Raw genomic sequence first — 11,857 nt, 5'->3', positions numbered from 1 at the left:
GGCGACCCTGACTCAGGACGTCGTCCAGGACCTCCCCGGCCAGTACGCCCACTCCTCGAAGTCCGCGACGCGGCCGTCGGGGGCGAAGCGGAGCACCCACAGGTCGCGGTACTCCTGCGCCTCGGGCGCGGTGTAGCTCACCTCGACCCGCACGACGGCGACGTCGCCCTCGACGGCGAGCGGCTCGGCCGTCATCGTGAACGCGGCGCCCTCGTCGACGGTCCAGAACCCGCGGATCGCGTCGTGCCCCACGAGCTCGTCCGGGTCGTACGGCGAGCGCGCGTACCGCGCGTCCTGGGCGAAGAGCCGAGCGACGGCCGTGACGTCGCCGGTGCGCCAGGCCGTCTCGTACCCGGCGACCCACCGTCGCACCGACTCCCGGTCCACAGCCATCTCCGCAGTATGCCCACCGACCGCGCACCCGTGTCGCCGTGCAGGCGCAGGTTCCACGGACATGCCGCTGCACGCCGTGGGATCCGAGCGCGCAGTCGCTGACGATCACCAGCGCCCTGGGCCACAGCAACAAACCTACGCCGGAGGTTCTGAACCGGCGGGGTTTTGAACGTGGGTGCTGACCGGCGCGTCAGGGCGCTCCAGGGCGGGTAGACGGAGGGCGTCAGAAACGGTGGCGGTCTCAACCCACCAACGCACCACCTCGGAGAGGATGGCGGCCGGAGGTGGGCGTGGCCTTGTTGGCGGAGCAGGAGCAGGTGTTGTGGGAGCGGTGGCGGGAGGGTGATTCGAGCAGACTGATCGGTCGGACGATCGGTACGAGTCCGAATGCGGTGCGCCGGCTCCTGGCGAAGACCGGTGGTGTGCGACCGGCCCCGCGTCGTCGCAGCCGGCTGCACCTGAGCGCGGCCGACCGTGAGGAGATCTCCCGCGGGATCGCTGCCGGCTTGTCGGCGCGAGCGATCGCGTCCCGGCTGGGCCGTTCTCCGTCGTCGATCTCGCCGGAGGTTGCTCGCAACGGCGGCCGGGACGGGTACCGCGCCCGCGCTGCCGATGCGGCGGCGTGGGAACGGGCGAAGCGGCCGCGACCCTCGCGGCTGGCGTCGAGCCCTGCCCTGCTCGCCATGGTGCGTGGCCGGCTGGAGGAGGACTGGTCGCCGCAGCAGATCGCGGTATGGCTGCGGCGACAGTACCCGGACGACACATCACACCGCGTGTCGCACGAGACGATCTACCGCAGCATCTACGTCGAGAGCCGCCGCGAGCTGGGTGCCCGCGCGGCCAAGCACCTGCGTTCAGGCCGGTCCGTGCGCCGCCCGCGGGGAAAGCAGAAGTCCCATGGACGTGGGCGGCTGCGCAACATGGTCTCGATCCATCACCGGCCCGCGGTCGTGACCGACCGGGTCGAGGTCGGCCACTGGGAGGGTGACCTGGTGATGGGCAGGCGTCCCTCGGCGGTCGCGACCCTGGTCGAGCGCAGCACCCGGTTCGTGCGCGTCGTCCCACTGCACGCCGGCATCAAGGCCGACGCAGTCCGACGCGCAGTCGCCGAGGACCTGCGCCAGCTGCCACCCGAACTGCGGCGATCGCTGACCTGGGATCGGGGCCGGGAGATGGCCGAGCATCAGGAGCTCGCCGCCGAGCTCGGGCTCGAGGTCTACTTCTGCGACCCGCGCAGTCCGTGGCAGCGCGGCAGCAACGAGAACACCAACCGGCTCCTGCGGCAGTACCTGTCGAAGAACGCCGATCTGAACACCTACTCGATGCGCGACCTGGACGACATCGCTAAGCGGATCAACGCCCGACCCCGCCGCGTCCTGGACTGGTCAACTTCCCACGACTTGATGAGGCTGCACCTGCAGGCGGTTTCATAGCTCACGCAAATCAGCGATCGGTCCGCGAGGTTTGGGGCGATTCCGATCAGCTGTACGGAGAGGCGGACTGCCAGCGCAGACGCGGCTTCCACGGCAGCGCGAGCAAGGTGGCCACGGAGCCCTCGGCGGTGTCTTCCATGACTGTGCCGTCCGGCATCGGGACTCGATATGAGCGGACCGCGCGACCGGAGCCGACTTCGATCGACCCGCCTACCGCAGCCTCGACGATCGCCTCGACGGTGCCCACGCTCCCGGACTCGCGCGGCAGGTCCCAGCCAGGACAGCGGTCCAGCCCGACGACGATCCCTTCCGCATCATGCATCAGCCATACCTCAACCGTGCCCTCGACGGCCGAGCGCACTGTGAAGCCCTCGCCAAAGCCGTCAGTGTCAGGCGTGGAGACCTCCCCACGGCCCTCCAACCTCAGGCGAAGCTCCCCGGCGAAAGCTCGAAGGTCAGTACTGACCTGATCCACCGGCAGGGGCTGACTGGCTGAAGACTTCATGAACGCATCCTGCCGCACCATCTACCCTGGCGAGTCGGGTGTTGCGTTGATGGGTTGAGACCGCCGTCATTACTGAAGTGGGGCCGGTCGCCACCTTGTGCGGCCACGGCCCCCGGGCGAAGATCAAGTTCAGTGCTCAGCTCGCACTCCACCACCGAAGGAGACATGTTGTGAGCGGCCCAGAGAACTCCGATGCCACCGAACCGACGAGTCCCGGCACTCCCACCCGCCCGGGCGCACGTCGCTCCGACGATTCCCTCGACGAGCCTAGAAGCCCGGGCCCGCCGGCTCATGAAGGGACGTCGACTCCTTCGACCGACTCCCTCGATGAGCCCAAGAGCCCGGGTTCGCCGGCTCGTGAAGGGACGTCGACCCCTTCGCCCGACGCCCTCGACGAGCCCAAGAGCCCGGGCCCGCCGCCGGGCTCGATCCCTGGAAAATCGGCCTAGATGTACTAGGGCGTGCCGAGGCGCCAGGAGCGCGCCTCCTGCAGCAGCGTGCCGATCAGCGGCGCCTTGCCGTTTCGGTAGCGGGTGCGATCTCGGTCGTCACCAGCCGCGAGCTCTTGTTTGAGCTCCGCGTACCGGCGCATCGCGTCCGGGTGGACCCGTAGATAGTCGCGGAACAGCAGCCAGTCGGGCCACGCCTCCGACCTCTGCTCGACGACGTGGAGGTGATGCGTGCGATGTTCGACGCTCGGAAAGCACGCGGACCACCGTCGTCGCTCGAGGTCCCCCGGTTCGGGCGCCGGCAACCATCCGATGTCCTCGAGCGGCTCGAAGGCGGGCGCGAAGGACGCATGGTCGTCGATCAGGGCGAGCATGTCGACGATCGGCTTCGCGGGAAGTCCAGGCACCGAGGTCGAGCCGATGTGCTCCACCGGTGCGACGAGCCAGACCTTCAGCGCACCGGTCAACGTCGCTCGCTGCTCCTCGAAGGCGCCCTGCCACGCTGAGTCGTACGGCTGGATGACGATCCGGTCCTGGCGCACGCTCGCATCGTGGCACACGGCAGCGCGCCAGCATCGGTGGTCCGCAATACTCGCGCGGCGGAGCGACCCCCGACAGCCGTTCGGGGTCCGCGAGCACGCCGCGCGTCGCCGCGGCGGTCGCGTCGTCACACGCGAACACGCCGGTCCCCGTGACCGGGTGCCGCTGCCCCCGGTCGCCGCCGAAGTTGCCGCTCGCCTCGGTGACGACCAGCGACAGCGGCGCGTAGTCCCACACCTTGCCGCCCACCTGGACCGCGAGGTCGAGCTCGCCGGCAGCGACGAGCAAGGCTCCGTGCACCCGCCATCCGGAGGTGTCGACCGACGGCTCGACGGCGGCCACCAGCCGGTCGATCTCGGGCCGGTACTGCTCCGGCACCATCGCGACCGGCGGCAGCACCGCCGTCCGGGACGACCCGAGAGACACGGGCGGCGCGCTGACGCGCAGGGGCCGTTCCCCCGCCACCCGCCCGTCGACGACGTCCGCGACGAACGCCCCCTGGCCCCGCGCGGCGTACCAGACCTCGTGCTGCGCGGGCACGATCGCGACGCCGACGACCACCCCGCCGTCCTCCTCGAGCGCGATCAGCGTCTGCCACCGGTCGTCGCCCTCGACGAAGACGAGCGTCCCGTCGATGCCGTCGAGGATCCACCGGCGCCGCCCGGACCCGAGCTCGCCCGTCTCCTCGCCCAGGAACGCGTCGTCGGGCCGCCCGGCGCGCAGGACGCGGCGCACCTCCTCCTCGACCGCGAGGTCGGCGCGGGTCACCACGGACCCGTCGAGCTTGTGCTCGCGCGCGAGGTCCTGCACCTGCGCGAAGTACCGCAGACCGAGCGCGGCACCGGAGAGCGCCGCCCGCAGCGCCAGGTCGAGATCGTCGGATCGCATGGCCGCATGATCCTCCGCGTCCGCACCGGCACGCCGGCCCGATCGAGGGCACGTCCGACACCCGGCCCGTGCGGGCGCCGCGGGAACCGCGCGGTACCGTCGTTCGTCGGTCTACCCGTCGGCCTGTCGTCCGGCGCACGCACACACGAAGGTGACACCCGCATGAGCGCGACCTCCCCCGCCCCGATCCTGCGCGCGAGCGACCTGGTGGTCGGCTACGGCGGCCCCGCGATCCTGGAGGGCGTGGACCTCGAGCTGCTGCCCGGCGCGGAGCCGGTGGGCGTGGTCGGGGAGTCGGGCGCAGGCAAGTCGACGCTGGTCCAGGCGCTGCTGGGGCAGATCCGGATCCGCGAGGGCCACGTCACGTACGAGGGCCGCACCGTCGCGAAGCTGGGACGTCGCGACAAGAAGCGGTTCCGGGCCGCGGTGCGCACGGTCGCGCAGAACGGGCTCGACGTCGACCCGCGCTGGACCGTCGACCGTGCCGTGTCGGGCGCGCTGACCGACGCGCGCAGGGCCGGCCGCGCCAGTGGCCGCACCGTGACGGACCTGCTCGACGACGTCGCCCTCGAGCCGCACTTCGCCAAGCGGACCGTCCATTCCCTCTCGGGCGGGGAGAAGCAGCGCCTCGCCCTGGCGCTCGCCCTCGCGACGCGCCCCGAGGCGCTGCTGCTCGACGAGCCGCTCACCGCCACCGACCCGGCCATGCGCGGCGAGATCGTGCGCCGCCTCACCGACGCCACCCGCGCGGAGGGCACGGCCGTGCTGCTGGTCTCGCACGACGTCGAGCTCGTCGGGCGGCTGTGCCCCACGGTGCACGTGCTCGCCGACGGCACGTTCGTCGCGTCCGGCCCGCTGGGCGACGTGCTCGCCGCCGGCGGGGACGACGACGCGCACCCGGCCGTACGGGGGCTCGCGGAGGCCGCTCCCCTGGCCGTGCAGCGCTTCCGCTGAGCCTCGCGGCGACGCGGAACCCTCGGCGGCGACCCGCCGTTGAGCACCAAGACGACACCCGGGGGCGGCGAGCGTCGGCGCCTCGGGCCGACGACCGACCGAGAGGACGCCGGTGGACGCGGACACCTGGTGGAACATCGCCCTCGTGCTGCTCTTCGTGCTCCTGGGCGGCGTGTTCGCCGGGACGGAGTTCGCCCTGGTCTCGCTGCGCGGCACGCAGATCGACCAGATGGAGCGGAGCGGCCCGCGCGGCCGCCGGGTCGCCGGGATCGCCCGCGACCCGAACCGGTTCCTGGCCGCCGTGCAGATCGGCGTCACCGTGGCGGGGTTCTTCTCCGCCGCGTACGGCGCGTCCACCCTGGCGCCCGACCTCGCCCCGGCGCTCGAGGCCGCGGGCCTGCCGGCGGGGATGTCCGCGACCGTCGCGCTCGTCGGCCTCACCCTCGTCATCGCCTACCTGTCGCTGGTGCTCGGCGAGCTGGTGCCCAAACGGATCGCGCTGCAGCGGACGGCGCAGGTCGCGCTCGTCGTGGGCCCGCCGCTGGACCGCTTCGCGACGCTCATGCGGCCCGTCATCTGGCTGCTGTCCCGTTCGACGGACGCGATCGTCCGGCTCCTCGGCGGCGACCCGACCGTGCGGTCCGAGGAGATCACCGAGCAGGAGCTGCGCGACCTCGTCGCCGACCACCCGGGCCTGCACGAGGACGAGCGCCGCATCCTCTCGGACGTGTTCGCCGCGTCCGAGCGGAACCTCGGCGAGGTGATGCGCCCCCGGGGCGACGTCGTGTTCCTGCGGGCAGCCCTCACGCTCTCCGAGGCGGAGCGGCTGACGCGCGACCTGCCGTACTCGCGATACCCGGTGACGGGCGAGGACGTCGACGACGTCCTCGGCTTCGTGCACGTGCGCGACCTCGGCCGCGGCGCGCGGGACGGCGATCCCCGGCGGACCGTGCGCGACGTCGTGCGGCCGGTGCTGGACCTGCCCGGCACCGGGCGCCTGCTGCCCACGCTCGCGGAGATGCAGCGCACGCGGACCCATCTCGCGCTGGTCGTCGACGAGTACGGCGGCACCGACGGGATCGTCACGCTGGAGGACCTCGTCGAGGAGCTCGTGGGCGACATCCGCGACGAGCACGACCCGCTCGCCGCGGTGCACGTCGCGGGCACGTACGACGCGGGCCTCACGATCGAGGACTTCGCCCGGCTCTCCGGCGTCGAGCTGCCCGACGGGCCGTACGAGACCGTGGCCGGCTACGTGCTGGCGCGGCTCGGGCGGCTGGCCGAGGAGGGCGACGTCGTCGAGCTGGACGACGGCCACGTCCTGCTCGTCGTGGCGGTCGAGGACCGCCGCATCCGCGAGGTGCGCCTCGACCAGGGACGCACGCCGGGCCCACCGACGACGTCCGCCGACGGGCCCGCCGACTAGGAGTCCGGCGAGGAGGCGTCCGCGTCGGGCGCGTGCCGCTGCAGGAACGCGAACACGTCCGTGTCGTCGACGCCGGGGAACGCGCCGCGCGGCAGGGCGGCGAGCACCTGCTGGTGCATGCGGGCGCTGGGCCAGGCGACCCCGTCCCACCGCTCGGCCAGGTCGGCCGGCGGGCGCTGGCAGCAGGCGGGGTCGGGGCAGGTGGAGCTGCGCCGCACGCGGGTGTCGCGGCCGCGGAACCACTTGGCGTGCGCGTACGGCACGCCCACGGTGATGGAGAACTGCCGGCCGTCCGCGCCGGTCCCCGTCTGCACGGAGTCCCAGAACGTGCCCGCCGGGGTGTCGGTGTACTGGTAGGACTCGGTGGCGCGGTCCCGCCGCGTGAACGCCTCCCGGCCGGCCCACCAGCGGCACACGAGCTGCCCCTCGATCGCGCCCGTGACGTCCCGCGGCAGCGGCAGGCCGTCGTTGGCGTAGCCGCGGAACAGGGCGCCGTCGTCACCCACGCGCAGGAAGTGCAGAGGGATGCCGAGGTGCACGGTGGCGAGGTTGGTCAGGCGCATGGCCGCGGCCTCGTGCGTGACCCCGAACGCGTCGCGGAAGTCCTCGACGGCGAGGTCCTTCTCGCGCTTGCGCTGCTGCAGGAACTCGACGGCCACGGCCTGCGGGATCAGGCAGCACGCCGCGAGGTACGTGATCTCCACGCGCTGGCGCAGGAACTCCGCGTAGCTGCGGGGCCGCTCGTGGCCCAGCACCCGGTGCGCGATCGCCTGCAGCGCGAGCGAGCGCAGCCCGTGGCCGCCCGGGATCGACGCCGGGGGCAGGTAGATGCGGCCGTTCTTCAGGTCGGTCACGGACCGCGCGGACCGGGGCAGGTCGTCCACGTGCAGGATGGTCAGGCCCAGCTGCTCGGCCATCCGCGCGACGGTGCGGTGGGTCAGCGCGCCGGCCCCCGCGTACCCGGCGCGCCGGGTCAGGTCCTCGGCGACGGCCTCGATCTCGGGGAAGTAGTTGTCCTTCTCCTGGCGTTCGTGGCGCAGCTCGGTGTTCGCACGGCGTGCCTCCTCGGGGGTGGCGATGGCCTCCTCCTCGCGGCGCGACAGCTCGGTGTGCAGGCCCACGAGCTGCTCCAGCACCGGCATCGGCAGCTTCTGGCTCGGCCGGACGGACGGCAGCCCGAGCGCGCCGAACAGCGGCCCGCGCTGGGCGCGCTCGAGGGAGATCTCCAGCTCGGCGCGGCGCGACGGCGGCTCGTCGGCGAGCAGGTCGGGCACGGCCACGCCGAGGGCGTCGGCGATCGACCGCAGCAGCGAGAGGCGCGGCTCGCGCCGGCCGTTCTCGATCAGCGACAGCAGGCTCGGCGCGGAACCCACCCGCTCCCCCAGCGCGTCGAGCGTGAGGCCGCGCGACGTCCGCGCGTGGCGGATGCGCCGCCCGAGCGTGATGAGGTCCGCCGCCTCCGCCTCGGGCTTGCCCGTCGCGCCCGGGGCGCCGCTCGCCTTCGAGGACGCGATCTCTCGCGCCATCGGGTCGGTTGCCGCGGGAGATCGCGTGCTGGAAGGTCGGCCGGTTCCGGGCATGGCTTCACGCTACGTGAAGATCGGCGAATCTTCACGGGTGAACTGCCCGAAAGACGCCCCGGTGACGCGAGAGTCTGGAGACAGCCCACCCGGCCGAGCAGGTCGGGGGCCATGCCGACGGACGGAGCACCCGATGACCTTCACCGCGAACCCGCGCCGCACGCGACTCGCGATCGCCGAGCTCGCGCCCGACACGCTGTCCCTCGTCGAGCAGGCAGGCACCGCGACGTGGGGCGCCACGACGCCGGCCGCCCCGACCGCACCGCGGGACGCGCGCGCCTGGGTGCGCCGGATCGCCGAGCTGACGCAGCCCGACGAGATCGTGTGGTGCGACGGCTCGGCCGCGGAGAAGCAGCGCCTGCTGGACCAGATGGTCGAGGCCGGCACGCTGACGAAGCTCGACGAGACTCGGCGCCCGGGCTCCTACCTCGCCCGCTCGCACCCCTCCGACGTCGCGCGCGTCGAGTCGCGCACGTTCATCTGCTCGGAGCGCGAGGAGGACGCCGGCCCCACGAACAACTGGCGCGCCCCCGCCGAGATGCGGGCCGAGCTGACCGACGTCTTCGCCGGCTCCATGCGCGGCCGCACGATGTACGTGGTGCCGTTCTCGATGGGCCCCGTCGGCGGCCCCATCTCCCAGGTCGGCATCGAGGTCACCGACTCGCCCTACGTCGTCGTGTCGATGCACGTCATGACGCGCGTGTCGCCGCAGGTCATGGACCTGATCGACGATGGGCAGCAGTGGGTGCCGGCCGTGCACTCGGTGGGCGCCCCGCTGGCCGACGGCGAGCAGGACGTGCCGTGGCCCTGCAACGACACCAAGTACATCGTCCACTACCCCGAGACCCGGGAGATCTGGTCGTACGGCTCCGGCTACGGCGGCAACGCGCTGCTGGGCAAGAAGTGCTTCGCGCTGCGCATCGCGTCGGCGATGGCGCGCGACGAGGGCTGGCTCGCCGAGCACATGCTGCTGATCCGCGTGACGTCCCCGGAGCAGCGCCAGTACCACCTGGCCGCGGCGTTCCCCAGCGCGTGCGGCAAGACGAACCTCGCGATGCTGCGCCCGACCATCCCGGGCTGGACGGTCGAGACCATCGGCGACGACATCGTGTGGATGCGCCCCGGCCCGGACGGCCGCCTGCGCGCCATCAACCCCGAGGCCGGCTTCTTCGGCGTCGCGCCCGGCACCGGCGTGGAGACCAACCCGACGGCGATCGACACGCTCTCTCACGACGTGATCTTCACGAACGTGGCCCTGACCGACGACGGCGACGTGTGGTGGGAGGGGCTCACCCCGGAGCCGCCCGCGCACCTGGTCGACTGGCAGGGGAACGACTGGACGCCCGCCTCCGACACCCCGGCCGCCCACCCGAACTCCCGGTTCACCGTGGCCGCGGCCCAGTGCCCGTCCATCGCGGACTCGTGGGAGGACCCGGCGGGCGTGCCGGTGGACGCGGTGATCTTCGGCGGCCGTCGCGCGACGAACGTGCCGCTCGTCGCGCAGGCGACCAGCTGGGACCACGGCGTCTTCATGGGCGCCACGATCAGCTCCGAGCGGACGGCGGCAGCCGAGGGCACCGTCGGCGAGCTGCGTCGCGACCCGTTCGCGATGATGCCGTTCTGCGGCTACAACATGGCCGACCACTGGGCGCACTGGCTGCGCGTGGGCAAGTCGCTCGACGCCGACAAGCGGCCCAAGGTGTTCCAGGTGAACTGGTTCCGCAAGGGCGAGGACGGCAGCTTCCTGTGGCCCGGGTTCGGCGAGAACTCGCGCGTCGTCGAGTGGATCGTCACCCAGCTCGACCGGTCGCGCGGCCTGCGCACGGACGCCGGCGCGGTGCACTCCCCCGTCGGGCTGCTGCCCGCCCCGGGCGCGCTGCGCACCGACGGCCTGGACCTGTCCGACGACGACCTCGCGGCCCTCTTCGACGTCCCGGCCGCGCCCTGGTTGGCCGAGACCGCCCTCACCGGGGAGTTCTTCGACTCCTTCGGCGACCGCGTGCCCACGCAGCTCAGGGCGCAGCTCTCCCTGCTGCGCGAGCGGCTCGGCGCGGAGGCCTGACGCCCGGCCCACCGGGACCCCACAGACTCGGGCCCGCCGGCGAGGCACCGGCGGGCCCGAACCTCCCGCTCCGCGAGGTAGTTCGATTCCCCGCGAGGTAGTTCAGATCCCCGCGAGATAGTGGTCCAGACCACTACCTCGCGGGGGTTCGAACTACCTCGGCACAGCTGGAACTACCTCGGCGAGCGGCGCCCCTCGGCCCGTCAGGCGTACACCGTGCCCATGAGGTCGCGGACGTCGGCGAGCGTGCGGTCGGCGACGGCGTTCGCGCGGGCGTTGCCCCGCGCCAGGACGTCGCGCACGACGGCGGGCCCGTCGGCCGCGAGCGCGCGCCGCCGCTCGCGCAGCGGCCGCAGGCCCTCCACGACGGCCTCCGTCACGACCGCCTTCAGCCGGCCGGCACCGGCGTCGCCGACCGACGCCGCCATCCCGTCCGGCGTCGTGCCCGCGAAGTGCGCGCCGATCCGCAGCAGGTTGGCGACCTCGGGGCGCCGCTCGGGCTCGTAGGCGATGTGCCGCTCGGAGTCGGTGCGGGCACGGCGGAAGTACCGCACGGTCTCGTCCTCGGACGCCCGCAGCTCCAGCGCGTTGCCGCGCGACTTGCTCATCTTGGCGCCGTCGTCGCCCAGCACCGTGAGGGACGGCGTGAGCAGCGCCTCCGGCTCGGGGAAGTACGGGCGCGCGGACGCGTAGCGCTGGTTGAACCGCCGCGCGACCGTCCGGGTGGTCTCCAGGTGCGGCAGCTGGTCCAGCCCCACGGGCACGAGGTTGCCGTGACAGAACAGGATGTCCGCCGCCTGGTGCACCGGGTAGGTGAACAGCAGGCCCGACATGCCGCGCCCCTGGCGCCGCTCGGCGTCGGCCGCCTCCGCCTTCACGGTGGGGTTGCGCTCCAGCTCGGCCACGCTCACCAGCGACAGGAACGGCAGCAGCAGCTGGTTCAGGGCGGGCACGGCCGAGTGCGTGAAGACGGTGCTGCGTGCGGGGTCGATGCCCGCGGCGAGGTAGTCGAGCACCACCTCGCGCACGACGGCGGGCAGGTCGCCCGCGTCGTCCCGGTCGGTGATGACCTGGTAGTCGGCGACGACGAGGACGACCTCGACGCCGGCGCCCTGCAGGCGCACGCGGTTGTCGAGCGTGGCCAGCAGGTGGCCGAGGTGCAGGGCGCCCGTCGGACGGTCGCCGGTGAGGACGCGGAACCGGCCCGGGTCGCGGGCGATCTCGGCCTCGATCTCGGCCGAGCGGGCCTGCGCGACGGCGGCGCTCGCCGTGGCCGTCGGTGCGGACGAGGTCGCCGGCTCGGCGACGGGGACGGGTGTGGTCAGGACGGTCATGGGTCGGCTCCTCTGCGGGTCGCCGCCCGTCGGTCCGGTCCGGACACGAAGACGTCCCGGCTGCGACGGGCAGCTCGGGACGGGGACGTGGGCGCGTCGGGTCAGGGCTGCGGAGGCAGCCACCACCAGCACGCGCGCGTCGTCATGCGGCCAAGGGTACGCCCGGGTACGCCCGCGTCCGCCGCGGGTCCGCTCCCGACGACGGTGAGCGGGGCAGGCAGATGCTCGCCACCACGACCGAGACGACGCCTGACGGCCCAGAGGCTGCGCCGCCGTCGCGCGGGAGTCCGTGA

At 73.1% G+C, this 11,857-nt stretch carries 9 protein-coding genes and 1 pseudogene; 4 read left to right on the top strand and 6 right to left on the bottom strand.

The window, feature by feature from the left end:
- Positions 1 to 12: 12 nt before the first annotated feature.
- Complete coding sequence (locus tag ACQFYA_RS04680) at positions 13 to 393, bottom strand: YybH family protein (RefSeq protein ID WP_499121889.1); 381 nt, start codon at positions 391 to 393, stop codon at positions 13 to 15.
- Between the two features lie 290 nt (positions 394 to 683).
- Between ACQFYA_RS04680 and ACQFYA_RS04675 the strand changes: the two genes are divergently transcribed.
- On the top strand, positions 684 to 1,826 hold the full coding sequence (locus tag ACQFYA_RS04675; protein ID WP_499121887.1) for an IS30 family transposase: 1,143 nt from the start codon (positions 684 to 686) through the stop codon (positions 1,824 to 1,826).
- A gap of 46 nt (positions 1,827 to 1,872) precedes the next feature.
- Here the strand turns inward: ACQFYA_RS04675 and ACQFYA_RS04670 are convergent, their stop codons facing one another.
- The 3 genes and pseudogenes from ACQFYA_RS04670 to ACQFYA_RS04660 all read right to left on the bottom strand — a co-directional run.
- Positions 1,873 to 2,331, bottom strand: coding sequence for a hypothetical protein (locus ACQFYA_RS04670; RefSeq protein ID WP_499121885.1), 459 nt, complete (start codon positions 2,329 to 2,331; stop codon positions 1,873 to 1,875).
- Between the two features lie 454 nt (positions 2,332 to 2,785).
- Complete coding sequence (locus ACQFYA_RS04665) at positions 2,786 to 3,322, bottom strand: GrpB family protein (RefSeq protein ID WP_499121883.1); 537 nt, start codon at positions 3,320 to 3,322, stop codon at positions 2,786 to 2,788.
- A gap of 163 nt (positions 3,323 to 3,485) precedes the next feature.
- Positions 3,486 to 4,208 (bottom strand): annotated as a pseudogene (locus tag ACQFYA_RS04660) (inositol monophosphatase family protein); the annotation flags it as partial.
- Positions 4,209 to 4,370: 162 nt separating this feature from the next.
- Here ACQFYA_RS04660 and ACQFYA_RS04655 point away from each other — a divergent pair.
- Together ACQFYA_RS04655 and ACQFYA_RS04650 are read left to right on the top strand one after the other, a co-directional pair.
- Positions 4,371 to 5,162, top strand: a complete 792-nt coding sequence (locus ACQFYA_RS04655; RefSeq protein ID WP_499121881.1) for an ABC transporter ATP-binding protein — start codon at positions 4,371 to 4,373, stop codon at positions 5,160 to 5,162.
- A gap of 112 nt (positions 5,163 to 5,274) precedes the next feature.
- Complete coding sequence (locus ACQFYA_RS04650) at positions 5,275 to 6,588, top strand: hemolysin family protein (RefSeq protein ID WP_499121879.1); 1,314 nt, start codon at positions 5,275 to 5,277, stop codon at positions 6,586 to 6,588.
- Here the strand turns inward: ACQFYA_RS04650 and ACQFYA_RS04645 are convergent.
- On the bottom strand, positions 6,585 to 8,114 hold the full coding sequence (locus ACQFYA_RS04645) for a helix-turn-helix domain-containing protein (protein ID WP_499121878.1): 1,530 nt from the start codon (positions 8,112 to 8,114) through the stop codon (positions 6,585 to 6,587). The genes ACQFYA_RS04650 and ACQFYA_RS04645 overlap by 4 nt on opposite strands.
- Positions 8,115 to 8,301: 187 nt before the next feature.
- Between ACQFYA_RS04645 and ACQFYA_RS04640 the strand changes: the two genes are divergently transcribed.
- Positions 8,302 to 10,230, top strand: coding sequence for a phosphoenolpyruvate carboxykinase (GTP) (locus tag ACQFYA_RS04640; RefSeq protein ID WP_499121876.1), 1,929 nt, complete (start codon positions 8,302 to 8,304; stop codon positions 10,228 to 10,230).
- Positions 10,231 to 10,433: 203 nt separating this feature from the next.
- On the opposite strand, the gene trpS is transcribed toward ACQFYA_RS04640, so the two are convergent.
- Positions 10,434 to 11,564 (bottom strand): tryptophan--tRNA ligase, encoded by a 1,131-nt coding sequence (gene trpS / locus ACQFYA_RS04635; RefSeq protein WP_499121874.1) that lies wholly within the window; start codon positions 11,562 to 11,564, stop codon positions 10,434 to 10,436.
- Between the last annotated feature and the right edge of the window lie 293 nt (positions 11,565 to 11,857).

The sequence above is a fragment of the Promicromonospora sp. Marseille-Q5078 genome (assembly GCF_050315395.1).
Classification (GTDB): Bacteria; Actinomycetota; Actinomycetes; order Actinomycetales; family Cellulomonadaceae; genus Isoptericola.
Note: the sequence above shows the minus strand (reverse complement) of the source record. Positions and strands in the feature narration are given on the sequence as shown.